17 protein-coding genes and 2 pseudogenes are annotated in these 24,872 nt (G+C 53.3%); 1 reads left to right on the forward strand and 18 read right to left on the reverse strand.

Translation table 11 applies throughout. The features are described 5' to 3' along the window. Positions 1–14: 14 nt before the first annotated feature. The gene (locus NW212_RS11885; protein ID WP_375337989.1) at positions 15–1,415 is read right to left on the reverse strand and encodes an MATE family efflux transporter; all 1,401 of its coding nucleotides are present in this window, start codon (positions 1,413–1,415) and stop codon (positions 15–17) included. Positions 1,416–1,702: 287 nt separating this feature from the next. Here NW212_RS11885 and NW212_RS11890 point away from each other — a divergent pair, with 287 nt between their 5' ends. Continuing rightward, positions 1,703–4,957, forward strand: coding sequence for a S41 family peptidase (locus NW212_RS11890; RefSeq protein ID WP_258338859.1), 3,255 nt, complete (start codon positions 1,703–1,705; stop codon positions 4,955–4,957). Positions 4,958–5,164: 207 nt separating this feature from the next. On the opposite strand, the gene NW212_RS11895 is transcribed toward NW212_RS11890, so the two are convergent. The 17 genes and pseudogenes from NW212_RS11895 to NW212_RS11975 all read right to left on the reverse strand — a co-directional run bounded on the left by NW212_RS11895 (position 5,165) and on the right by NW212_RS11975 (position 24,713). Continuing rightward, on the reverse strand, positions 5,165–5,863 hold the full coding sequence (locus tag NW212_RS11895) for a flavodoxin (RefSeq protein ID WP_258338860.1): 699 nt from the start codon (positions 5,861–5,863) through the stop codon (positions 5,165–5,167). Between the two features lie 190 nt (positions 5,864–6,053). Continuing rightward, positions 6,054–7,055: a twin-arginine translocation signal domain-containing protein gene (locus NW212_RS11900; protein ID WP_258338861.1), complete on the reverse strand. Its 1,002-nt coding sequence runs from the start codon at positions 7,053–7,055 to the stop codon at positions 6,054–6,056. 171 nt (positions 7,056–7,226) lie between these two features. Further along, a complete protein-coding gene (locus NW212_RS11905; RefSeq protein ID WP_258338862.1) occupies positions 7,227–8,402 on the reverse strand; it encodes an aldo/keto reductase in 1,176 nt (391 codons plus the stop codon). A gap of 21 nt (positions 8,403–8,423) precedes the next feature. Next, a complete protein-coding gene (locus NW212_RS11910) occupies positions 8,424–9,182 on the reverse strand; it encodes an SDR family NAD(P)-dependent oxidoreductase (protein WP_258338863.1) in 759 nt (252 codons plus the stop codon). A 172-nt stretch (positions 9,183–9,354) separates the two neighbouring features. After that, on the reverse strand, positions 9,355–10,506 hold the full coding sequence (locus NW212_RS11915) for a carboxymuconolactone decarboxylase family protein (RefSeq protein WP_258338864.1): 1,152 nt from the start codon (positions 10,504–10,506) through the stop codon (positions 9,355–9,357). Between the two features lie 15 nt (positions 10,507–10,521). Further along, on the reverse strand, positions 10,522–11,055 hold the full coding sequence (locus NW212_RS11920) for a flavodoxin family protein (RefSeq protein ID WP_258338865.1): 534 nt from the start codon (positions 11,053–11,055) through the stop codon (positions 10,522–10,524). A gap of 134 nt (positions 11,056–11,189) precedes the next feature. Continuing rightward, positions 11,190–11,729: pseudogene (locus NW212_RS11925) on the reverse strand (flavin reductase family protein); the annotation flags it as partial. 13 nt (positions 11,730–11,742) lie between these two features. Next, positions 11,743–12,774 (reverse strand): annotated as a pseudogene (locus tag NW212_RS11930) (amidohydrolase family protein). Between the two features lie 7 nt (positions 12,775–12,781). Then, a complete protein-coding gene (locus NW212_RS11935) occupies positions 12,782–13,789 on the reverse strand; it encodes an aldo/keto reductase (protein WP_258338866.1) in 1,008 nt (335 codons plus the stop codon). A 362-nt stretch (positions 13,790–14,151) separates the two neighbouring features. Then, positions 14,152–14,607: a cyclophilin-like fold protein gene (locus NW212_RS11940; protein WP_258338867.1), complete on the reverse strand. Its 456-nt coding sequence runs from the start codon at positions 14,605–14,607 to the stop codon at positions 14,152–14,154. Positions 14,608–14,620: 13 nt separating this feature from the next. Further along, positions 14,621–15,472: an aldo/keto reductase gene (locus tag NW212_RS11945; RefSeq protein ID WP_258338868.1), complete on the reverse strand. Its 852-nt coding sequence runs from the start codon at positions 15,470–15,472 to the stop codon at positions 14,621–14,623. A 20-nt stretch (positions 15,473–15,492) separates the two neighbouring features. Then, positions 15,493–16,626 (reverse strand): aldo/keto reductase, encoded by a 1,134-nt coding sequence (locus tag NW212_RS11950; protein WP_258338869.1) that lies wholly within the window; start codon positions 16,624–16,626, stop codon positions 15,493–15,495. Between the two features lie 194 nt (positions 16,627–16,820). Next, positions 16,821–17,903: an alpha-L-fucosidase gene (locus tag NW212_RS11955; protein ID WP_258338870.1), complete on the reverse strand. Its 1,083-nt coding sequence runs from the start codon at positions 17,901–17,903 to the stop codon at positions 16,821–16,823. 65 nt (positions 17,904–17,968) lie between these two features. Beyond that, the gene (locus tag NW212_RS11960) at positions 17,969–20,239 is read right to left on the reverse strand and encodes a glycoside hydrolase family 3 N-terminal domain-containing protein (protein ID WP_258338871.1); all 2,271 of its coding nucleotides are present in this window, start codon (positions 20,237–20,239) and stop codon (positions 17,969–17,971) included. Positions 20,240–20,377: 138 nt separating this feature from the next. After that, a complete protein-coding gene (locus tag NW212_RS11965; protein ID WP_258338872.1) occupies positions 20,378–21,637 on the reverse strand; it encodes a DUF2264 domain-containing protein in 1,260 nt (419 codons plus the stop codon). Between the two features lie 57 nt (positions 21,638–21,694). Next, complete coding sequence (locus NW212_RS11970; protein ID WP_258338875.1) at positions 21,695–22,528, reverse strand: alpha/beta hydrolase family protein; 834 nt, start codon at positions 22,526–22,528, stop codon at positions 21,695–21,697. A 64-nt stretch (positions 22,529–22,592) separates the two neighbouring features. Next, positions 22,593–24,713 carry a sialate O-acetylesterase gene (locus NW212_RS11975; RefSeq protein ID WP_258338873.1) on the reverse strand — a complete coding sequence of 707 codons (2,121 nt, stop codon included), beginning with the start codon at positions 24,711–24,713 and terminating at the stop codon, positions 22,593–22,595. Positions 24,714–24,872 lie beyond the last annotated feature (159 nt).

The raw sequence follows: 24,872 nt of genomic DNA on the forward strand, positions 1-24,872 counted from the left end.
TATGCTAAAATATGTTAGGTTTGACTTATCTTGTATCGTTTTTCCATCCATTTGCCGCGCTCCAGACGTATCAGAAAAATCGTTCCGCGGAAACACAGCTCGATGCACATGGCCAGCCATACTCCTCGCAGCCCCATAGTCGGAGCCAGCCAGAAAGCGAGCGTCAGGCGCACCGCCCATATACTGAAGAAATTCATCAGACTGGGCACCAGCGTTCCGCCTGCACCCACAAACACACCGTATGCAACAATAGACGCAGCAAACATCGGTTCGGCAAACGCCTCTATGCGCAACACAGAAGTGCCCAGTGTGCGAATTTCTTCGACAGGCGTCATTATACCTATAATCTGGGGAGCGAACACGTACATCAGCACGCCCATAAACGCCATTACGCCCATTCCCATATAAACCGTCATACGCGAGAATCTCCGTGTCAGCTCCCTTCTTCCGGCACCCAGACTCTGCCCCACCAGGGTTGTAGCCGCATCCGAAATACCGTAGCCCGGCATATAGCAAAGACTTTCGGCAGTGATGGCAAACGAATTGGCTGCAATGGCAATAATGCCGAGCGGGGCCACGATTACAGTTGTCATGATTTGCGCCCCGCAGATCACCACATGCTCCAGTCCCATAGGCAGACTAATATGGGCTGCCTGCTTCAAAACGGCTCTGCGCGGAATAAACCGGCCCTTCTCGCCCGTAAGTTTCAGTTCAGGCGAGCGGGTAACCAGGTAACCCATCATCAACGCAGCCACAACGACCTCGGCAAAAACCGTTCCCAAAGCAGCTCCTTCCACTCCCAAGCCTGCCCCCGGCATCCGGAACGTGCTGCCGAACAGCTCCACATCGCGCGTAGGGAATATCAGGAAGAAATTGAATATGACATCAAGCACACACATCAGTATGTTCAGCATACTCGGAATACGCATATTGCCGCTGCACCTGAGCATGCCTCCGGCCAGAAAGTTCAGTTGCAGCATAGGCAAGAAAAGCGAAAAAATGAGAAAGTACAGCGAAGAATCGCGCCGTATAACCGGATCTCCTCCCAGCCAACGGGGAAGCGAACCGCTGATGGCTACCCCGGCCAGTCCAAGCAGCAGACTGAAGACAAAGACGGAAACGATTGACTGGCGCAGCACAGCCCGCGCCCTTTCCATATCGCCGGCTCCTATCAGATGCGCCACCTGCACGGAGAAACCCGTAGCCGCAGCAGAACATACTCCCCAAAACAGCCACGTTGTTGTAGATACCAGTCCGATGGAAGCCGACGCATTGGCTCCCAGACTTCCCACCATCGACGCATCGATATACTGCATAAGGATGGACGAAAGCTGCGCCACAATTGCGGGCACACTCAGTTGGACGGTCAGCCATAATTGCTGCCTTCCTGTCATGGGCTTTCCCTGACGGATCATCGCCAGCAGGCTGTTGGTTTCGTTCTTTATCTTGCTCACTTTGTTTTTCTCTTTTTGACGCTGCAAAAATACAAGGATTGTCTGATATATGTTGTATATAAATTACGGCTTTCACAGATAATAACAGAAAAAGAAGGCTTGTCCTTTTCTTCGAGAGAAATTGCGAATTGTGTAACGAAGAACTGCCTGGTGCGCGTAGCAGACAAAATCCTGCCGGTGCACCGCTGGATTTCAATTTTTTCAGTTTAACTTTGTAATGGTTTAATCAAAAAAAACACAGAAGCAACATGAAGAAGCAATTCCTTTTCTCCCTGCTCGCCCTCAGCGCGGCGACGGGAGCCAAAGCCGACGGCAACGAAGCACGGCTGCTCCGCTTCCCCGCCACAAACGGCACGGACATCGTATTCTCCTACGCCGGCGACCTCTACACAGCACCCATTGCAGGCGGTGAGGCCCGAAGGCTGACATCGCACGTGGGCTATGAAATCTTTCCGCGTTTCTCGCCCGACGGCAAAACCATTGCTTTCACCGGCGAGTATGACGGCAACCGCGAGGTTTATATTATTCCCGCCGACGGAGGCGAACCCCGGCGTCTGACCTACACCGCTACCAATGCGCGCGACGATGTGGGCGACCGCATGGGGCCTAACAACATCGTGATGACCTGGACACCCAACGGCGAAGGTGTCGTCTACCGCAACCGCATCAGCGACGGCTTCGACGGACGCTTGTGGACAGCGCCTCTGTCTGACGGTATGCCTCAAGCTCTCCCTCTGCCCGAAGGCGGCTTTTGCAGCTATGCACCGGACGGCAAACGAATGGCCTACAACCGCGTCTTCCGCGAATTCCGCAACTGGAAATATTACCGCGGCGGCATGGCAGATGATATATGGCTTTACGATCCCGATGCCAAGAAAGTAGAGAATTTAACAAACAACGTGGCACAAGATATCTGCCCCATGTGGATCGGCGATGACATCTATTTTATCTCCGACCGCGACCGGACAATGAACCTTTTCGTCTACCACACCGCTACCCGACAGACGGAGAAAATAACCGACTATACCGACTACGACATCAAATTCCCCAGCACCGACGGCAAGCAGATTGTGTATGAACATGCCGGTTACCTCTACCGTTTCGATCCGCAGACAGGCAAGAACGAGCAGATCCGCATCACGCTCAACGCTGAAAACATCTATGCCCGCACCGAACAGAAGCATGTAGCCGACTATGTGACCGCAGCCAGACTTTCGGCCGACGGTAAACGCCTGGCCGTAACCGCACGTGGCGAAGTATTCGACGTGCCCGCCACAAAAGGTGTAACGCGCAACATTTCCCGTACCCCCGGCGCCAACGAACGCGAAGCCGACTGGAGTCCTGACGGACGATACATAGCCTACATCTCCGACCGCACGGGTGAAACTGAAATCTACTTGCAACCCGCTGAAGGAGGCGAACCCGTCCAACTGACCACAGGCAACGACACCTACATCCGCAGCCTCAGTTGGAGTCCCGACAGCAAGACTGTACTCTACACTGACCGCAAGAACCGTATTGTCACCGTAGACGTGGCCTCCAAGACAAAAAACATAGTCATGCAGAATCCCGAACAAGAATTCTACGGCGTGAACTTCTCACCGGACAGCCGCTGGATAACCTACACCAAGCCTGCTGCCAACGACTTTTCGGTAGTCTATGTCTACAACCTGGCCACAAAGCAGGAATATCCCGTTACGGAGAAATGGTACAATTCCTCTTCGCCCGTATTCAGCACTGACGGCAAATACCTGATTTTTGAATCCGACCGTGACTTCAACCCCATCTACGGACGTCTGGAATGGAACCATGTCTACACCCGCATGGGCGGCATTTACCTGGCTCTGCTGACAAACGACACGCCTTCGCCTTTCCTGCCCGCAGACGAAGCGGTGAACAGCGACAAGGAAGAGGAAGGCGGCAAAGTTCCTGCCAAGGACGCGAAGAAGAAAGATATCAAGACTGAAGACAAGGCTGTGGAGATTGCTCCCGAAGGAATCGCAGGCCGTATCGTCAAGCTGCCCCTATCTGCCGGCAACTACTGGAACCTGTACAGCGACGGACAAACCGTGTGGTACTACGGCGACAATGGCACGCACGCCTTCAGTCTGAAAGACCAGAAGGACGAACTGATAGCCGAGAATGCTGTCATGGCACCCATGGATGGCAGCAAAAAGGTTCTCTACATGCGCGGCAACTCCCTCTATGTGGGCGAACTGTCCACACAAAAGGTTACACTGGACAACAAGGTATGTCTGGATGACATGGTGGCTCCGATAGACTATCAACAGGAATGGGCACAAATCTTCGACGAAGCCTGGCGTGCCTACCGCGACGGCTTCTACGTAGAAAACATGCACGGGGTGGACTGGAAAGCCATCAAGGAGAAATATGCCGTGCTGCTGCCTTATGTCAAGACACGCCTCGACCTGAACTATATCATCGGCGCAATGATTGCCGAACTGGCATGCGGACATGCTTACGTCAACCCCGGTGAATATCCAAAGCCCGAACGTATCGGCATGGGCCTGTTGGGTGCCGAACTGAGCCGCGACGAGCAAACAGGCTTCTACCGTATCGACAGAATACTTCCCGGCGCACCTTATAGCGAAAAGCTCCGCTCGCCTCTCACCGAACCGGGCATGAACATTGAAGAGGGCGACTATATCACAGCCATCGACGGTGTGCCTACCACCTCCGTGCGCAACATCTACCAGCTTCTTATCGGCAAAGCAGGCGTACTGACCGAACTGAGCGTCAGCTCCAAGGCCGCAGCCGACGGTGCCCGCAAGGTTGTGGTAAGACCCACGGACAACGAATATCCGCTCTATCACTATAACTGGGTGCAAAAGAACCTGCGCCGTGTGGAAGAAGCCACCGATGGGCGCGTAGGATATATCTATATTCCCGATATGGGACCTGAGGGCCTGAACGAATTTGCCCGCTACTTCTACCCGCAGCTCGACAAAGAAGCCCTCATCATCGACGACCGGGCCAACGGCGGAGGCAACGTATCGCCCATGATCATCGAGCGCCTGCTCCGCAAGCCCTACCGCATGACCATGTCGCGCACGTCTACCCGGACAGGCACCATTCCCGATGCCACACAGTACGGCCCGAAAATCCTGCTCATCAACAAATATTCGGCTTCTGACGGCGACCTATTCCCCTGGAGTTTCAAAGCCAACAAGCTGGGTACGGTCATCGGTACCCGCACATGGGGAGGCATCGTGGGCATCAGCGGTTCCCTGCCCTATATGGACGGCACAGACATCCGCGTGCCATTCTTCACCAACTACGATGCCAAGACCGGCCAGTGGATTGTGGAGAACCACGGCGTTGATCCGGACATCCTCATCGACAACGATCCCATCCGGGAACAATCCGGTACAGACCAGCAGTTGGAAAAGGCCATCGAAGTAGCTCTCGAGCAGTTGAAAGAGCGCAAGCCTCTGCCAAGCGTTCCTGAACCTCGGACAATGAAAGATCTGGGAGTGAAATGATTCCGGAAATGCCAGAACCTGTTTTTTAACGACAGCATTCATTTCTGACCAACGGGAACATAGCGGCAACGGCATCAAGCGACAGCCGCTATGTTCCCAATTTTTAAGCGTACCCCGGCTCTGCCCCAGTCCGGACATCGCTTTCAAGAATGCTTTTCTGCTTTCGGAACATGCGCCGGCATCCCGCAGTTATCAGCTGCTTTCTTTTCAATTGGCGGCCGGCGAAACATAATTTATATCCTCCAGCCAGTCTGCCAGCATAGAATGACAGGCAGCAGTCTGCGACGAACGTATCCACAAGCTGGGTTCCATGAAATTCCCTTCCGGAATAAGGCGCTCGGCATCTGCTTCCACACCGCTGATGCCGCTGCTTGCACTCGACACGACAAGCCCGATATGCTTGCCAGCCATCCGGTCACCGTACCTGAAGAGAAAGGTCTGCATCGGAGCGGCCATGTTGCTCCACCACAACGGAGCGGCTACAATGATGATGTCATACTCATCCAGATTGTCTGCTGTCGTCCGGATGTCAGGGTAAGATGAAGCATCATCCGGATTGTTCCGTATGGCAGAAATCAGAGCGCTCCCTACAGCATAGTTGTTGGCCGCATAGTCAATTCCCTCTTCGGCCGGCTCTACGCGCAGCACATCCGCATCGATCTGGGTCTGCAAATCAGAAACAATGGTATGCACATTGTTCGTGAAACTGTAATATACGATCAACGTATTTCCCGTCACCGGATCATCCGCCGCGCCAGGTTCTCCCCCATTGCCACTGTCGACATCTTCCCCGTTGCTTCCGGGCTCTTCCGTCGGAGGTTCCTCCGTTGCCGGTTCGTTATCACTACAGGCTACAAAGCCTAATGTCAGTACTGTCATAAGCAGAAGATAAAAGAACTTTTTCATACGTATTTTATTTTTAGAAAATTTTCCATTCAAGCAATATTCACAAAACAGAAGCACGTCCCCGATAACATCCGAAAAATAAGCCTGAGCAAAATTAAACGACAGGCTCTTAATGAATGAAGATATTGTGCATATTTCTCAAATCACAGGCTTTTATTCCGGAGAAGTCTGTAAAACAGACAAACAGCCCTTAAGGTTCCGCCGGTCCGACCAATTCCGACGGATTGCGGCGTACCAGCAAGTCCACATCCTCCTGAGCCAGTCCGTTCCGTAACAGAGCCTCAATGCAGCGGCGCATTCCCTCAATCGGGTGCGGCATACCTGCCTGCCCCAGGTCTGTCGTAATGAAACTCCGTTCCGGATTGATGCGGGCAAAGGCAGCAAACGCCTCATCACTCAGCCGGATAAAATCCGGCAACCCGGTTCCCGGTCCCCAAAGGTTGGTAAGGTAACTGTATTCTATCCATGCGCCGAGATCGATGCAACGTTTTATCTGCTCGTGGGTCATCGTCCAGATGCCGGAATTGGCATGAGTGACGACAAATTTCCCTACACCCACCTCGCGTGCCTTGCGTGCCAGCGTGATACATTCTTCGGGCGAAGAATGGCCGGTGGCAAAGATGATGCCGGCCTCCGCACAGATTTCCATGACACGCACCACTTCAGGCAACACCCTGCCACTGTCGTCCAGCACAGGTATACCTTCTTTCTTGCCGCAGCAGCTCAGATTCTGATACACGGCATCCTGCGTAGGCATCCAGATGCACCGGCACAATCCTCCGGTAGTGTTCACCGCTTTCTCGGCAGCAAAGGGATTAACCCGCCCGCCATGCACACGGTTCATGCACATGCTGCCGAACACCTCGAAATCGGGTACTGCCTGACGGATAAGATAAGCGCGGTCGTGACAACTGAAGTCGTTAGATTTGAACATTACAGCACGATAACCCGTCCGCCGGGCATCACGGACAAACGAAAGTTCGTCCGTGATCCGAACTTTGCTGTCGGGGGCACAATGCAAATGAATGTCGCACACACCGTGCAGCATTCCGTCCGCTGTATTTCCCGACTGTTCTTTTGGGCTTTTTCCTGACACGAAAGCACCGGCAGAAAGCATACTGCCTGCCATCACCGCACCGCCTGCCGCCACGCTCCGCTTCAGAAACGTGCGGCGTGAGATAGTCGTTTTCAATTCCTCATACATTTTTATAAAGCAATCCTGATTTTCTACAAACTTGTGCGTATTTTCACCTGCCTACAACACCAAGAAGAACAATAGCAAAAGCTTTATTTGCAGCATAGACAATCAGCTGCATATCAAATGAGAGCAGGTTTCTGTTTCGGCACACCCACTGTTCAAGCTTCAGAAGCCCACCTGCTTCTGCTGTTCGGCGTTGTAGCGGTCGCCCGTCACCGGAATGGCGGCGACAGCATCTTCCAGCTGCTTCCATTCTTCAGCAGTCAGGGCAAAATCCAGCGTGCGCAGGTTCTCCTCGAGGTGCGAAAGCTTCGTTGTGCCGGGAATAGGAACAATCCACGGCTCTTTCTGCAAAAGCCAGCCGAGTGCAAGCTGCGCCGCAGTCATGCCCCGTTCGCGGCCGAAGCGCTGCAGGACATTCACTATACGGTAATTGGCACGCATGGCCTCGGGAGTGAAACGAGGCAGCGTAGTACGGTTGTCGTTGTGCGGATCGAATTCGGTATACTCATTCAGATCGCCGCCAAGAAAGCCCCGGTTCATCGGACTGTAAGGCACAAAGCCGATCCCTAGCTCACGGCATACGTCCAACACACCGTTCTTTTCCACATCACGGTGCATCAGGTGGTACTCGCTCTGGATAGCAGTCAACGGACAGACAGCATGTGCCTTGCGGATGGTTTCAGCACTGACCTCACACATTCCCCAGTGCAAGACCTTGCCTTCCTTCATCAAATCGGCGATAGTCCCAGCCACGTCCTCCACCGGCGTGTTGCGATCAAAACGGTGTTGGTAGAACATCGGGATGACATCGGTACGCAAACGTTTCAGCGATTCCTCACAGTAACGGCGGATGGTAGCCGGACGGCTGTCCTGACGTCCGGTAGCCTTGCCGTCTATGACTTCGTGTCCGAACTTGGTCGTCACGTTTACCTTCCCATGGAATGCGCCGAGAGCCTCACCAGCCAACTCTTCGTTGTTCAACGGACCGTAGATAATGGCAGTGTCGAACAGCGTCACGCCCCGGTCCATTGCCTCATGAAGCAGGCGGATACACTGCTTCTTGTCGGGATGACAGCTCCGGTTGTAAGTCATGCCCATCACGCCGAAGCCCAACGCTGATACCTCAAACGCCGCCTTTCCCGTGCCCAGCGTGCGGCGAGCGGCAACGGTTGCTGCTTTCGCATCGCCGGCAGACGTTGCCTTGCTTCCGGAAGCCGCACCAGTGGCTGCCTGTATCTTATCCAAAGCCGGAGAAACGGCCAATGCAGCACTCACGACAGCCGCCGTTTTCAGAAACCCCCGACGGCTGAAACCTTCTTTGTTGTTCAAATTTCCCATGTCTTTACTTTGATTAAAAGTTCAATGAATTGAAAAAGCCCCGTCCACCAGCAATGCATGGCCGTCAACAAAACTTGCTTGCGGACTGCACAGCCACAGCACAGCGTCGGCAATTTCCTCCGGCCTTCCCAGCCGCCCGGCAGGAATGTCACGCACCAGTTCCTTTTCCAGCGCAGGATTACGCCGCATCAGGTCTTCTGCCATCGGCGTGCGGATAACACCCGGACACACGGCATTGATACGGATGCCCTTTGCAGCATAGTCAATGGCTGCCGTGCGGGTCAGTCCGATGACTGCGTGCTTGCAGGCGATATAGGCAGCCTGCCCGGGGAAACCTGTCACGCCGCCCTGCGACGAAGTATTTACTATCGCCCCGCCACCCTGCTTCAGCATTTGCAGGATTTCGTAACGCATACAGTTCCACACACCTTTCAAGTCGACAGCTACCGTACGGTCAAACTCATCGTCTGTAATCTCCGCCATCGGACGTTGCGGTGTCTGGATGCCGGCATTGTTCAAGGCCGCATCCAATCGTCCGTAGGCAGAAACAATCCAGTCTATCATTTTCCTTACTTCCTGCGTGTCCGACACGTCACAGCGGTAAGCCACAGCCTTGCAGCCTTCTGCCGCCAGTTTTGTAGCCTGTTCCGCAGGTTCCTTGATGTCAGCCAATACAGTAATATAGCCCGCTTTGGCAAACGCTTCGGCGCAGGCAAGGCCGATACCCATTGCGGAGCCGGTAACGAGAGCTACCTTTCCGCTTGCTGATGTTGTTTCCATATCCAATTGATTTATCATATTTTATGTTCTGAAGCAAAGGTAGCGAGTTTGGGAAATACAGGCTTTGCCCATCGGCTCAAAATATTTTGTTCTGAAGATCAAAGCGCAAAAGAAAGCAGCAGATCCGGTTAAAACAGCTTCCGGTCCTGCCGTCATTTTCAGACGGTCTGACCTACTTGATCTTCAGTCCCGGAATCAAGGGCTTTGTGTCAATCAGTTCCAGATTCTTTACCATCTCCTGCGTGCCCTGTTTATACTTCAGGAAATGCGGCGTCTTCAGGTGGCTCTCGTAAGCGGCGCGGTTGGCATAGATCTCAAGAATGGTGATTTTGTCGGGCGCATCCTTCTCGGCTGTGGCATAAAGGGTGAGCACGCCCGGTTCCAGCCGCATGGAAGCTTCTATTTCCTCCTTCAGATACGCATTGTATTCGTCCAGCCGGCCTGCATCGACAGTTATTTTCGATAGGCGTACCAAGTTGTCCTGAGGCGAATCCGCCGGTTTGGCTGCTTCCTGGCTGATGATACGCAGTGCCTTGATTGCCGCAGGAAAGCCGATATACGGAAGACATTGGATGACCGCAGCCGTCATTTCTTCGGGCGTGTTGCCCGCATTGATGTTGCCGTGAAAGTGCGACTGCAACTGGCTTTCCGCCTCAAGTGTGGTCAGAATGCAATAGCCGAGCAGTTCCTTTGCCTTCAGGCTGAGTGCTCCGCGAGTATATATTTCGCCAAAGAAACAGTCGGTCAGGAAACGTGATACATCTTCGCCCATTCCGCCGGGCACGCCTTCCATCACGGCGGAGATCCCTCCGCGATACAGTTTGTCCTGAATTGCTTTGCCTTTCTCGTGTCTGTTTTCTTCGGTAACGGTTGTCCGGTTATCCAGAGGAAGGCTGATGTCTCGTTCCCTGAACACCTCGTTCACCGTTCCGACAGCGTTGAGCATCTTCGGAAAGCCGATGAAAGGAGCTGTCAGATACATCGCCTCACGTAGCTCCACGGGTGTGACACCCACATTCAAGGCGGCTCCTGCATGAGCCTTCAGTTGCGGAAGCGTCTGCATGGTGGCAAGAGTGACGCAGGTTATCATTTCACGCTGCTTCATGCTCAGGCTGCCCGTAGCAAACACTTCGCCAAATATGAATTTCTGGAGAATGTCCATCATCTCCGGATCCGTACCCTGCCCGGTCAGAGCCTCGCCTCCGAAAAGGGTGCGATAGTTTTCCTTGCACATTTCTATCCGATCCGTCTTGCTGCCGGTTTGCGCCGCTGCCGGCAACAATCCTGCCAGCAGAAAGGCTGTAAGAACAATCTGTTTTCTCATATCGCGCAATATCTGTTATAAACTTTTCCCCAATTGATAAGCCTGCTCTCCATAGCGCGTGTTGCGTATGGAACCTGCCGTCCAGACACCCGAAGCAACTACCTCGCCCACGCTCTCCCAGCCAAGATAATCCATCAGCGTGCGGTAATGCAGAAGCATAGGCTCCGCTTCCTTTTTCGCGGTATCAGCGTACGTCATCAGGTAAGCGGCCTTCTTGTAATGGCCTTTGATTTGTCCGTTGATGGCATAGAAGCGATCGATTACCCGTTTCATCTGTGCCGAGATACCGAAATAATACATCGGAGTGGCAAAGACCACCATGTCGGCCGCAAGAAGATGCGGACGCAGCTCGTTGAAGTCATCCTTTATCACACACGGGCCGTCCATGCCGCAACGGTTGCATGCGCGGCAAGGTTCCACCTGTTTGAAGGCACAGTCGAAACGGTAAATTTCATGCCCTTTCTCCTGCGCCCCTTTGATAAACTGTTCCGCAAGATAAGCGGAATTTCCGTTCCGGCGGGGACTGCCGGTCAATACTGTTATTTTCATTGTGCTATTGTTTTTAGTGTTCAAACTTCCAACGGCTTTCACGATGCCGCTTCCCAAGACAACGCTCCCTGCAGCCGCAAGCAGGGATTTGCGAAAAAAGTCCCTGCGTTCCATCACTTGCGCTGTTTAAGTGCTTTTCCAAGCGACGTGCATGGCGCGATTTCCTCCCCTGTCCGCAGGTAAGTATAGCCGGGCATCTCAAAGAGAACGGGCTTCAGCCTGCTGTAGTCCGGTTTTCCCTTATCATTGAGGACGCTCTCCTCAGCATAGGTATTCGCGATCTTGCAGATGAAGTTGTCGAACGTATCGGTTTCGTAATTGTCGACCACCTCACATTCCATCACCAGCGGACTTTCATCAATGACCGGAGCTCCGGCTTCGCCCGGATGCCAGGCAAACACTTCTGATTTGTCTACCTTTGCCCCACTGACACATCCCACATAGTCGGCACGCTCCAGCATGGCTTCGTCTACCATATTGACAGAAACTTTGCCTGTAGCCTTCACTCCCTGATTGGTGTAATGAGCCTTGTGCATGCTCAACATGATGCGGTCGTGCCCGATAATGCCCACATGGGCAACGAGCAGCCAGTTTACTTTTCCGTTTACTTCCGTACCCACCACTGCTGCGGGTGTGGGATACAATGCCAGCATATGGCCGATATTCTTTTTCATATTGTTTTCTGGTTTAAAAGTTGTTTTCCTGTTTTATGCCGAACAGCCGGGATGCATTGCCCCACAGAAACAGGTCCGCATACCGGGCAAGCTCTCCGTCGGCTGCAAGCGTTTCTTTCAGTCTGTTCAGGTTGTTCCGCAACACACTCTCCGGCAGATACGGATAATCAGACCCATAAAGGATATGTTCCGGCGAAGTGACGGCAAGCAAGGCACGGATGACTTCTGCCGTGGGATTGCCAGCCAGGTCATAATAAAGCCGCGACAGGTTACCCTCCCAGTCGATGGGCTGCATTGATCCGTTGGCTGTCATCGCCGGAAGAATGGATTTCATGCGCGGGATGGCAAGCGGAAGAAACGAGCCGCAATGCGGCACGACTACTTTCAGATTCGGATAGCGCACGAGGACGTTCCTCGCCAGCATATTCACTACAGCCCGTGTGGTTTCTGCCGGATATTCGTACATAGCGAGCGGCGTGGTTCGCACGATACCCTCATGACAAGGCGAAGGACGGTGCGGATGGATGATAACCACGGCATGACGTTCGTTCAGCACTTCCATCAGCGGGTCGAGTGCTTCATCACCCAAATACTATCCGCGGCTGTTGGTGGCCAGCTTGATGCCGTCAGCCCCCAACGTGTCAAGAGCGTACACAGCTTCACGGACAGCAGCATCCACATCGGGCAAAGGCAGGGAGGCGCAGAACCTGAAACGTCCGGGATGCCCGGCCTTCACCTTCGCCGAAACTTCATTAATCCAGCGGATGCAGGCGGCACTTTCCTCCACGTTGCCGTAATAGGGCTGCGGAGCCGGCATAGTCAGTACGGCACAGCCTATGCCCGCACTGTCCATAAAAGCAGCATGACGTTCCGTATCCCACCCGGGCAGCGGAAAGGTTTCTTCCAGTTCCGCACCGTGCCGCCGCAGCATTTCCTTATATTCAGGCAGGATGATATGCGCATGCACATCTACCGGCTTCTGCGCATAAAGCATGACGCCCGGCACCAAAGCGGCTATACAGGCTATGATTCGCTTCATTTCCATAATCCTGTCATTTGCCGGTCAGTGCCTCTTGGTCTTCAGGGTATCGTCCTCCAACTATCTCAATGCTGTCCAGGTGACGGCGGATGTCAGCCAGTTCTCCGTCCGTGAAACGCACGTCTGCGCCGCCGATATTCTCTTTGATGCGTTCGATGCGCTTTGTTCCCGGGATAGGGACAATCCACGGCTTCTGTGCCAGAAGCCAGCCGATGGCAATGCGGGCAGGACTCGTCTCTTTCCGGCGGGCCAATTCCTCTACATATTCCACCAAAGCTACATTATGCTTCAGGTTCTCCGGCTGGAAACGGGGTATGGCAGAGCGGAAGTCTGTCTGGTCGAATGTCGTATTGCGGTCGAAGCGTCCGGTCAGCATAGCCTTTCCCAACGGACTGAACGGAACAAAGCCGATGCCCAGCTCTTCCAGCGCAGGAAGCAGTTCCTTCTCCGGCTGGCGGTACCACAGGGAGTACTCGCTCTGCACCGCCGCAAGCGGACAGACGGCATGTGCGCGGCGCACCGTGGCAGGGGCAGCTTCCGACAGCCCCCAATACAGCACTTTTCCTTCCCTGATGAGCGAAGCCACTGTGTCCGCCACTTCCTCTATCGGCGTGTCAGGGTCTACCCGATGCTGATAATAAAGGTCGATGTGATCGGTACGCAAACGGCGGAGCGACCCTTCCACCGCCTTGCGGATGGTGGCGGGCTTGCTTGACAGACTTACGGGGCGTGCCGATGTGTTGAGGTCGGGCATATCCACCAGGTTGTATCCGAACTTCGTGGCGATGACCACCTTGTCGCGAACCGGTTCCAAAGCCTCCCCCACCAGTTCCTCGTTCTTGAATGCACTGTAAACCTCAGCCGTATCAAAGAACGTAACGCCCAGTTCAACAGCCTCGCGCAGTGTGGCGATGGCTTCTTTCCTGTCGGGATAAGGCGGATAGCTCTGCGTAAATCCCATACAGCCCAGCCCGACTTCCGAAACGGACAGTCCCTGTCTTCCCAATGTTCTCGTTTTCATGTCTGCTTATCATTTTTAAGTTATTTCTGACTACAAAATTAGGGTGATAAGGCGGAAAAGAAGATAACACATTTACTGACAAAACAAACCTATTTACGGAATATGCGGGCATCCGTACAAATGTCCCGGATTCATCAGAAAGACAGACGGAGCTTCGCGCTGAAAAGTCTGTCTTCAAGCTGAATATATGTATCTCCAGACTGAAGACATATATCTTCAGGCTGAAGATTTGCATCTCTAGACTGGAGATACAGATTGCTCCGCGGAAAGCTGCATTTCACTGCAAAACGCCCAGACGATTTTCCCGTACAGGCCACTTCCTTTCCGCCCTTATCCGGCCCGCACACCCAGGCATAAACGGCCTACCGGTTCAGCGAAAGCGTCACCGTCACACCGCCGCTTCCCAGTGCCGATTTCAGTTGCGCACCGTCGGCATTGTCTATTTTTCCGATCCGGGTGAAGTTCCACGAATTGGTCGAATAATAGATTACCAGGTATTTCCCCTGATAAAGGATAATGTCGCCGGGGCCAGTCGAAATCTGGCGGTCATTGCGCGGAAGATCCGTTCCCAGCGGACCTACCTTCTCCATGTTGCCGTAGTCTTCCATTTCCACGGTCACATCTCCTTCAGACAGCAGCTTCATCAGAGCGTCTGCCGAAGAATTGTCTGCCAAAGTAACGGTGAATGTCTTGCCGCCTTTGACTGTCAGTCTGATTGAATTTGTTTTCATGCTTTCATTCTTTTCTTTTGATTGCCCGAATATCGGCATTGCCGCCAACAGACAGGCCAACAGCGGAATAAACTTGATTGCTTTCATACAACGGATTTTTTCAGATGTCATATTTCCGGCCGCACAAGTCTTTCACAAAGGCCGGGTCGTCAAAATCGCCCACCACGGGCTTTCCTGTATCGCATGCCGCCACCGTTGCCATGTCTTCGTCCGAGAGCCTGAAACCGATGGAACCGAAGTTTTCTTCGATGCGCTCCCTGTGTACGGACTTCGGAATAACCGCGATACACCGCTGCATCAGCCAGCCAAGCTCTATCTGCGCCACGGTCTTCCCATACTTCCGTGCAAGCCGCGAAAGGACTGCATGGCTGAAGAGGCCGTTTCTGCCTTCGGCAAAAGGCGACCACGCTTCAAGAAGAATGCCGTTCACGTCGGCATACCGCTTCATCGGCTGCTGCTGGCTGAACAGATGTGTTTCTACCTGATTGACGGCAGGAACAACCTCAAAGTGTGCTGCCAGATCGGCCAGGCGGGGAATGCTGAAATTGCATATGCCGACGGCACGTGTGCGCCCTTCCCTGTAAATCCGCTCCATCGCCCGCCACGCTCCGAACACGTCGCCGAACGGCATGTGGACAAGATACAGGTCGAGGTAGTCCGTGCCCAACCGGGCAAGCGTGCGGTCGAACGCCCGCAACGTCTGTTCATACCCCATGTCCTGTATCCAGACCTTGGACGTGAGGAAGAAATCTCCGCGCGGAACACCGCTTTCTTTCACAGCTCTTCCCACCGCCTCTTCATTCAGATAGACCGATGCCGTGTCGAGCAGACGGTAGCCCGTGGCTATGGCATCGCTCACGCACCGGCGGCATACCTCGTGATCATCCACCTGATAGACACCGAAGCCCAGCATCGGCATCCTCACTCCGTTATTCAATGCTGCATATTCCATATTTCTTCGCTTTATCGGGATTACTTGTCAATCTGGCTTTCGGTGAACGGGTCGGCACGATGCCCCATCAGGTCTATCTTTGCATAAGCCGCATCAAACTCTTCCATTTCATAGGGAGTAAGGCGGACAGAAGCCGCACCGAGGAAGTCGTCCAGATGGCCGGGATTGGTCGTGCCGGGTATCGGAGCAATCCACGGTTTGCGGGAAAGCATCCATATCAGAGCGAACTGCGCCGGAGTAACCCCTTTCCGCTGCGCCCATTCCCGGACAAGATAGACCAGCGGCATATTGTGCTTCAAAGCCTCCGGCTGGAACTGCGGCAGGTTCCAACGGCGGTCGCCCTGCTTGAAACGGCTGTCTTCGTTGATAACGCCTGTAAGAAAAGCGCGTCCTAGCGGACAGTAGGGCACAAAGCCAATGCCAAGCTCCTGCAAGGTGGGGAATATCTTGGTTTCCGGCTCGCGCCACCAGATGGCGTATTCGCTCTGCACGGCACTGACCGGACAGACTGCATAGGCGCGGCGGATGGAACGTGCACTGGCTTCCGACATGCCCCAGTGCAGCACTTTCCCCTCCTGCATCAGATCCTTTACCACGCCTGCCACATCCTCCATCGGCACATTGGGGTCTACGCGATGCTGGTAGAGCAGGTCAATGTGGTCAGTACGCAAACGGCGCAACGAGCCTTCCACAGCACGCCGGATGTGGTCGGGGCGGCTGTTCAAAGCGGTCGGCTGTCCCTCTTCCACGCCAAAGCCGAACTTTGTTCCTATCTTTATCTTATCCCGGAACGGGGCGACGGCTTCGCCCACCCACTCTTCGCTGGTATGCGGCCCGTACACCTCAGCCGTATCAAAGAACGTGACACCCTTGTCGTACGCCCTGCGGATAAGGGCTATCATGTCTTTCTTCCCGTACTTTCCGCCATAATAGCCCACCATAGGCAGGCACCCTAAACCAATGGCAGACACATTCAGTCCGCCCAAACTGCGCTGTTCCATATTTCCTCCTTGCTTTGATTCATCGGACATCCTGTCAGGCTGTCCGTTCGAAGAAGATGGCGTGCCGGCAAAAGCGCCCGACACTCCCGCCATTGTCCCGGCGGCAAGCAAGGCATAGCTCGATGCCTGCTTCAGAAAATTTCTTCGGTCCATAATCTATGATTCTATGAATTAACTTCAATGCAAAGATAACGGACCGCCATCAGAAGGAGAATAACCTATTTACTGACGATTGTAACTGATTTACGGATTGTTTTCCCATAAACGACGCTTCCATCCGTACCCGGTTTTTCGGATGCAGATGGAAGCTGAGATGCCCTTCACGCCGAAGTGCTGTGCGGGCGTGCCTACTTCACGCCGATTGCTTTTTTCAGTTTTTGCAGCAAGTCGATATCTCCCGGCCTCATCTTTCCGTTTCTTGCTGGAGGAACGTTCAGAATCAGGATATTGTCCTGTGCCGTGGCACGCTGATAAACCTCCTTCAGTTCGGCCACAGACTTATAGACCGTGTCGGACGTATGGTAGAACCAGCGTTTGGAAATACATACCGTAGACTCGAAAGGCATGTAATACTTTTTGCCATTGTGGACAAACAGTTTCGGATCCGGATCGGCCGGAAGCATCGGGTCACCCAAACGGAAGTCGCTCGGAAAATACCGGATCGGATCGCCCTCCTTCTGCTTGTCCGGCTTGATATTCACCGATTCCTTCGGAGCGTCGGGATCGTTGGAGTTGGCATCCTGACCGATGCTCCAGTTGATTCCAATCTGACACTGAGGCTCGCGTTTCTTTATCGTTTCATAAATTTCCCTCACAGGCCAGCGGTAACTGGGTTTCGCCCAACTGCCGTCGAACCAGAACTCCACGATCCGGGTGTATTCCGACGTGATGTCCATCAGTTCATCCAGCTGCGCCAGCATGTATCTGTTGTAGGCTTCATCGCTCTCCGGATTCTGAACGTCGGGGTTCACTTTCCTGTCCCACAGTGAATAGTACAGCCCCAGACGGATACCCCGTTTCCTGCATTCCCGTGCCACGGCTTTCACCACATCGGTCGCATTGCCGGAACGGGCCACATCATAGTCCGTATACCGGCTATCCCACATGCAGAATCCATCGTGGTGTTTCGCCACCAGAATGACGTATCTCATGCCGGCATCCTTTGCCGTTTTTATCCACTGTGCAGCATCAATCGTATCCGGTCGATACGAGCCGGGCGGCAAACTGCCATCCGACCACTCCGTATCATTAAATGTGTTGATGCCGAAATGGATAAACATGCCGTACTTCCTTCTGATCTGCTGCTTCTGATACCTGGAAGGCTTTTCCGAAGGACGCGGCTCGTACACTTGCTGCGCCGAAACGGGCAAAGACAAGAGCAAGACTGCCAGCACAATTGCACAAGCCACCTTTATGCCAATGTTTTTCATACAATACGATTGAAAATCTGTTGATATATACAAGATTCTACACACATCTCACTTATGTCCATCATTCATTCGCCATCGGCACGGACCAGAACCTTTCTCGACGACAGCCGCTGTGAATCCGGTCCCACCATGATAACAAACTCGCCCGGTTCTACCACATATTGCATCTTGTTGTTGTAAATCTTAAATGCTTCGGGAGGCAACGTAAAGTTCACGGTCTTCTGTTCTCCGGGCATCAAAGTGACGGAAGAGAAGTCGCGCAGCATTTTTTCCCTCGGCACTACGGTTGCTACATTGTCACGGATATAAAGTTGGACAACTTCACGGCCTTTGCGCTTTCCGGTGTTCCTGATATCAACGGAAACGTTCAACGAATCGCCGATGCCAAGTGTTTCTCTGCTGACCGACAGATTGGAATACTCAAACTGCGTATAGCTCAGTCCAAACCCGAACGGGAACTGGGGGCCTTCGGGCAAATCGCCCGGCTCTATCTTGGTAAACGTCCTTCTTTCATTATAAGCTACAGGAATCTGTCCGCTGTGCCTCGGGAAAGTCTGGGTCAGCTTCCCCGAAGGATTCTCCTTTCCGCTCAGCAGCAAGGCAACAGCTTTGCCGCCCATCGTACCGGGATGCCATGCTTCCAACACGGCGTCGCTTGCCTCAAGCACTTCTTCCAACACAAGGGGACGCCCGTTGAACAGTACGGTCACAACCTTTTTTCCGCATTTTCTGACTGCTTTCAACAGATTTATCTGATCCTGCGGAAGCTCTATCTTGCCCATCGTCACCGCCTCGCCACTGTTTTGCGCGCTTTCGCCCAGGCAGACGATTGCGATATCGCTTTCACGGACTGCTGCAACGGCAGACGACACATACGCATCGTTCAGTTCTCCCAGCTTGCAGCCTACAACCTTAAAGTCCGCTTCGGGCATCACCTCCTTCAGCCCTTCCTCCACACTGACAGCCTCTTCCGTCTGTCCCTTCATGCTCCATCTGCCCAGCAGATTGGTCTTGTCCGAAGCAAAAGGACCGACAACGGCTATCGTGGCAGGTTTCTCTATCGGCAAAGCCTCGTCCCTGTTCTTCAGCAGCACCATGGTCGGCACAGTCAGCTCGCACGCCAGGTCAAGGTTTTCCTGCGAAAGCAAAGTCCGCTTTTCCCTCTCCGCATCAAAGTAAGCATACGGGTCGTCAAACAGTCCGAGGCGGAATTTTACGACAAGTGCCTTCCGTGCCGCCTCTGTGATGTCGTCTGCAGACACGGCATTCTCTTTCGCCAGATCCAGCAAATGACGGCTGTATTGCGAAGAAGCCATATCCATTTCCAGCCCGCTGTTCATGCCCCTGCAGGCAGCTTCCTTGCCGTCGGCCGCAGCCCCTTCGGCAACGGCATGACTCAGGGTTGTCCAGTCGGAGATAAGCAGTCCTTCAAATTTCAACTGTCCGCGAAGCACATCATGATTCATGAACCGGTTCATGGTGACCGGCTCTCCGTCATACGAAGTATACGAACACATCAGCGTCCCCACGCCGGCATTGACGGCAGCCTGAAAGGGAGGCAGATACTGTTCCTGCAAGTCGCGCAACGAAAAGTCCGTATTCTGATAATCGCGTCCTCCCCTTAACGCTGCATATCCGGCAAAATGCTTTACGCATCCCATCAGCGTTTCTTTATCCTTCAAGTCCTCGCCCTGAAATCCCTTTACACGGGCGGCAGCCAATGCCGCCGACAAAACAGGGTCTTCGCCAGAGGTTTCCATGATACGCCCCCAACGAGGATCATTGGAAACATCCACCATAGGGGCATAAGTCAGCTGGATACCGGCGGCAGTAGCTTCCTTAGCGGCTAATGCGGCTCCCTTCCTCACCGATTCACGGTCCCAGCAACACGATTCGCCCAACGGGACAGGCAGAATGGTCCGATAGCCGTGGATCACGTCTTCATGAAAGATCAGCGGGATACCGAGGCGGTGCGACTCTACAGCTTCTTTCTGCAACGAACGGTTCAGTTCCGCCCCGTTAGCTTTCAGCAGCGCGCCGATCTTTCCTTGCCGTATCTTGCTTCTTACAGCCGAATCCTGACTCGCATAGTACGGAACCAGATTCAGCTCGGCAATCTTCTCTTCAAGCGTCATCCGTGAAAGCAAATCCTTCACACGCTCATCGACAGAGGCCGACTGGTCTTCGTATACTTCCATCCGGCCGTTCCGGTTAAGGTCAGTCCAGCCTTTGTGATAAAAATTCCCGGAAACTTTTTTCCCTTTGGCTTGTGACGGCATCGTCTGCGCCAGCAAGCCCGCCGCAAGCACCGCGGCCAAATAATAAAAGCTTTTCATAGCCTGTTTTTCTATTCGTCAAACAACATAAGGATAAAGATGATATTCAAACACAAAAAACATAGGGACACAAAGTCCAAATCCGGAATCCTCCTCTGCAGCTTTGTGTCCCTGTGCCAGCTTATGCAGGCAGCCCGGTCAATACTCCACCTTATAATCTTTCTTGAACGGTTCTCCTGCCCATGCCTTCTTTGTAGTCCAGTCGGCTGGAGCGTCCGTCCAGAACGGATCATCGGCAGGCAAGCCCAACGGCAGGAAACTCAGCGTCGCCATATAAAGGCTGCCCGTAGAAGTATAGCCGTCCGCTATATTCGGCTGATGGCCGTTGAAGCCCAGCACGAGCCATCCGTCTGCATCGAAGTTCTGGTTTCCGTCATACATGTTGCGATGTACGGCAGTAAGGGCGCAACGCACCTGTGCTGGCTTGATTCCTTCAGGAAGCTTGTGACGCAAAGCTGCATCGGCCAGCGACTGGAAGGCAGCGGTACGATAGGTCACCGAACGTCCGAAGGCCGGATAAGTTCCGTCCGGACCGATAATGCGTTCACAGAATTCAGCATGGCGTATCATGCGGTTCAGGGCCTGCTCATATTCCTTCTGACTTGCCCAACGCAAAGGAACCAGCGTTTCCAGCATAGCCACCATCATCGGATTCAGCACATACGAATTGTAATAGTCCATGCTGAACTTGCTTCCGTCGCTGTACCAGCCGTCACCCACATACCATTCCTGTATTTTGTTCTTCGACATACGCAGGCGGAACTGGTCGGCTTTTTCGCCCTGCTGCAGCAGAAAGGCTTCGGTCAGACCGGTAAAGAGCAACCAGTTGTTGTAGGCACCCGTACGGTCGCGCAAGGCTTTGAACGAATCCAGAAAACGTTTCTTCGTCACGTCATCCAGCGGTTCCCACAAAGCTTTCGGGGCACGCAGAAAAGCATGAACCACATAAGCCGCATCTACGATGGGCTGCGCCTGCTTGGTGAAGTTCAGCATGTCGGGCGATGCCGGATCAACAGCGTTCTTCAACCCTTTCAGAACCTCTTCGCGCATCTGCTTGCGCAATTTACCTTCTTCCGTATCGTCATCAGGCAAGGCCAGCCAGGGAGCCACGCCAGCCAACGTACGGCCTACAGCTTCCAGATGGGTTATTTCATCATACCCGGCAGGATTGCCGCTCGGTGATTCAATCGGCATATTCTTGCGCAAGGTCCCTTCCGCCAGACTGTGTATGACAGGATAAGAAATTTTCCACAGCCATTTCACCCATTGTTCACGGTCCTGCGCACCGGTGGACATTTCCAGTTCCGCCTTTTCTTTTTTGTTCTTCGCCTGTACCGGTACGGCAGGCAACATCAGCACTGCCACCAACAGCAGCACCAAGCAATTCATTTTTTTCATAACCTTTTTATTTAGTTCAACATTACGATTCTCTTTTCGGGATATCCGCCAAATGCCTTACTTTGTCTGCTTCGCATTTACGCCGGACATCCGCCGTTTGAAATATTTCTCAAAAAACAAGATCTGATAATCGATCAAATTAATCCAATATGTCCAGTTATGCTCTCCCGGACGAACGATGAAATCGTGTCCGACACCGCAGTCCTGTAAAAGCCGGTGCAGCTCCAGATTCACTTTCAGAAAGAAATCCCCACTGCCGCAGTCGACAATCAGAGCCAGGTCACCGTCTTTTATCCGGCCTGTCTGGCTGATAACCGTATGCTCTTCCCACCGCTGCCGGTTGTCGGCATATGCGCCCAACTGCCTGCTTATCCCCCAGTTGCCAGGAAAAGGACGGATATCCACTCCGCCGCTGGTACTTCCTGCCGCACCGAACACGTCCTTATGCCGCATGGCGTTCCACAGCGCACCGTGTCCGCCCATGCTGTTTCCTGTTATGGCACGCCCGTTTCTCGATGCGACTGTCGCGTAATGACTGTCAGTATACTGCACCAGTTCTTTGGAAACAAACTCCTCAAACCGATAGTCCGGATTCAAAGGACTGTTCCAGTACCAGCTGTCCTTTCCGTCGGGACAAACAAACATGATGCCTTTCTCGTCTGCAATGCGAAGCAGTTCGGGCTTATATTTTAGCCAGCTCTTCGCATTGTTGCCATACCCATGCAGCAGATATATGACCGGACAGGCCTCCGGCTGTCCGGCACAAGCCTGCCGGGGAACTATATAAACTACCTGCACGTCCCTGTTCATGGAAGGGCTTTTCACCCAAACCGTATCCACACGCGATGCCTGAACCGACAAGACGGCCATCCATACCGACAAGACGGTCATCCAAAAAACTGCTTTTCTCACCTTCACTTTTTTTTGAAACAAACGATTTTTATCCTGTCATGCACTATCTGCCCGCATGTGCCCGGATCTTCTCCAATGCGGCGGCATACCGTTTCCCGAACTCCAGCTGGGCCTCCGCACCGAAATGCGGATCCTCTGTCCCCGGAAAGGCAGGTTCCAGTCCGTCGGAAGACACACATGCCGATTCTGGCAGTTTGCCGGGCACCGACTCCAGCATACGGTTATATGCTTTGATGTCTTTCTTTCCGGCCCACTTCCACTGCCCCAACTGCCCGATAATGACAGGCACATGCGCATCCCCCGCCTCATTCCGCAGATTTTCCATCAGCGCAATCAGTCTTTTCTCATACTCTTCCGGTGCGATCCGGTCCGGACCGCTGCAGTTGCTTTCGCCCTGATGCCACAAAATCGCTTTCAATTTGCCGGAACACAATGCCTGTTTCAGTCTTTCTACAGTAGCCTCATAGAGTTTCTGTCCCTTTTCCCATTGCTGGATGCTGCTTCCGCCCCGTGCATTGACAACCAGTCCCACCTGATGTCCTTTCTGCGCTACGCATTGGGCAAAAGTCCACGCCGGTCCCAACTGCTGCATGGAAAGGTCTTTCCGGATATTGGAGTATGCATTCAGCGGAAGACGGGCAGGTTCAAACCCGCCTTCTCCGTTCATCAGCCACACGTTTTCGAGCGTGTCATCCTGCATGTCCGCAGGAACGGGAGCACGCCCTGCCATGTTCGACTGGCCGATGCACAGATAGATGTCCATTTCTTCAGAAGGAGAGAGCACGGCGGCATCCGCACAGTCCGACGGCATACGGCAGGCAGCATTCGAGAGTTGCAGTAACCGGCTGTTGTCCGCCCACAGGAAAAGATAGCCGAAAGCGATTTCCGCCAGCAGAAACTCTTCGCGGGAAGGAAACAGATCTTCTTTTCCCTGATAATACGTGCCATTGGAGTTCCGCCCCTGCATGCGCAGCATTTCATCCTCGCGCACCTTCATCCAGTCGGCCGCAGATGGTTTCATGCCCTTGTCCAGCCCGAAACAGTGAGCTATCACATCCATCAGCCAGCAGTTCACCTGCTTGCTGGTGCCCCAGTCGTTCCCCTCCGGGAAATAAATTTCATGAGTCGCCTCTCCGTTCTTACCTCGCACGTACATAGTATGTCCGTCGAACTGCTGATTGTTCAGTGCATTATAGATACGGTCACCGTTGAACAGCGAAACCTCCATCGCCTGTTTTCCCGCCAGCACATAAGGCAGCACATTGATGGCATTCTGCATGAAAGCCACCGTATAGTCCACATGCACGATGCCATGATTGACGACCGTTCCGTTTTCCTCCATGTTGCTTCCGTTCAGAAAGTCCTTCAGACAAATTCCGTTTACAGTCTTCCCGCTGTGAATATCCGAAGGGGAAGCATAGGCAGACAATTGCAGTCCCACTGCCCGGCGGTGCCATACGGGAGCGTTCGGGTGTTCGGGAAACATGAGCGAGGCCAATACCAGCATATCAGAGTTCCATGCGTTTTCTTCCGACTTGCTGTCGCCCTTGTAAATCACCTTTCCCGCCTTGTCTTTATAATAAGGAATCTTGTAGTCTAAAAAGCGGTCTGCTTCATACACGGTCATGCTACAGACTTGGGAGCGTGTTTCATCATCCAGTTCGTCCCACAGCAGCCAAGCTGCAAAAGCCGCCTGCGAAGCCCACCATGCGCTTTGCCACTGCTTTCCCCATCCCTTTTCTTCTCCGATACAGGCTTTATGACGGTAAGCCAGCGACTGGATCAGACGGACAGCTATGGCCTTTGCCTCCGATACCGGCACTCCTGTTACAGTTTCATCATAGACATGAAAGCGCAAAGCTACAGCCAGCGAAAACGCTACATGGCTGACCGGACGGATGTAATGTTCCGTATTCCCCTTGAAATCCAGGTATTTGCCCGTTTGGCTTCCATAGCCCTTTACCTTGTTGTACCAGTCGTTGACAGGATATTTCAGTCCCTGGCGGAAGAGCTGTATAGTCCGGTCCGCCAACGGATCGGCCAGCAATTCCGTATTCAGACGCTCCCAGCGAACGGGAGCAAGCGCAGTCTGCGCACCTGTTGTCTGCAATGCCGATACAGCTATCAGACAAACACAAAGCAAGCGAATCAGTTTTGTTTTCATAAGCAGTTTTTTCAATTAACAAAGCATCCGGCAGTTATGCACCCGGCACGACGAATGCAAAAGCACCGGAAACACAAAATTTACAAGGCCGAAATTAACATTTTTCTCTGCAACTCTGTGTCCCCCGTGCCTGTTTTTTGTATGCCCGCCGCAGATTCA

Source organism: Bacteroides sp. ET225 (assembly GCF_024733745.1).
Classification (GTDB): Bacteria; Bacteroidota; Bacteroidia; order Bacteroidales; family Bacteroidaceae; genus Phocaeicola; species Phocaeicola excrementipullorum.

What these genes read in the sequence shown, in the direction of transcription:
- NW212_RS11885 (WP_375337989.1), bottom strand. Translation starts at nt 1,415, where the DNA reads ATGATCCGTCAGGGAAAGCCCATGACAGGAAGGCAGCAATTATGGCTG.
- NW212_RS11890 (WP_258338859.1), top strand. Translation starts at nt 1,703, where the DNA reads ATGAAGAAGCAATTCCTTTTCTCCCTGCTCGCCCTCAGCGCGGCGACG.
- NW212_RS11895 (WP_258338860.1), bottom strand. Translation starts at nt 5,863, where the DNA reads ATGAAAAAGTTCTTTTATCTTCTGCTTATGACAGTACTGACATTAGGC.
- NW212_RS11905 (WP_258338862.1), bottom strand. Translation starts at nt 8,402, where the DNA reads ATGGGAAATTTGAACAACAAAGAAGGTTTCAGCCGTCGGGGGTTTCTG.
- NW212_RS11910 (WP_258338863.1), bottom strand. Translation starts at nt 9,182, where the DNA reads ATGGAAACAACATCAGCAAGCGGAAAGGTAGCTCTCGTTACCGGCTCC.
- NW212_RS11915 (WP_258338864.1), bottom strand. Translation starts at nt 10,506, where the DNA reads ATGAGAAAACAGATTGTTCTTACAGCCTTTCTGCTGGCAGGATTGTTG.
- NW212_RS11920 (WP_258338865.1), bottom strand. Translation starts at nt 11,055, where the DNA reads ATGAAAATAACAGTATTGACCGGCAGTCCCCGCCGGAACGGAAATTCC.
- NW212_RS11935 (WP_258338866.1), bottom strand. Translation starts at nt 13,789, where the DNA reads ATGAAAACGAGAACATTGGGAAGACAGGGACTGTCCGTTTCGGAAGTC.
- NW212_RS11940 (WP_258338867.1), bottom strand. Translation starts at nt 14,607, where the DNA reads ATGAAAGCAATCAAGTTTATTCCGCTGTTGGCCTGTCTGTTGGCGGCA.
- NW212_RS11945 (WP_258338868.1), bottom strand. Translation starts at nt 15,472, where the DNA reads ATGGAATATGCAGCATTGAATAACGGAGTGAGGATGCCGATGCTGGGC.
- NW212_RS11950 (WP_258338869.1), bottom strand. Translation starts at nt 16,626, where the DNA reads ATGGACCGAAGAAATTTTCTGAAGCAGGCATCGAGCTATGCCTTGCTT.
- NW212_RS11955 (WP_258338870.1), bottom strand. Translation starts at nt 17,903, where the DNA reads ATGAAAAACATTGGCATAAAGGTGGCTTGTGCAATTGTGCTGGCAGTC.
- NW212_RS11960 (WP_258338871.1), bottom strand. Translation starts at nt 20,239, where the DNA reads ATGAAAAGCTTTTATTATTTGGCCGCGGTGCTTGCGGCGGGCTTGCTG.
- NW212_RS11965 (WP_258338872.1), bottom strand. Translation starts at nt 21,637, where the DNA reads ATGAAAAAAATGAATTGCTTGGTGCTGCTGTTGGTGGCAGTGCTGATG.
- NW212_RS11970 (WP_258338875.1), bottom strand. Translation starts at nt 22,528, where the DNA reads ATGACCGTCTTGTCGGTATGGATGGCCGTCTTGTCGGTTCAGGCATCG.
- NW212_RS11975 (WP_258338873.1), bottom strand. Translation starts at nt 24,713, where the DNA reads ATGAAAACAAAACTGATTCGCTTGCTTTGTGTTTGTCTGATAGCTGTA.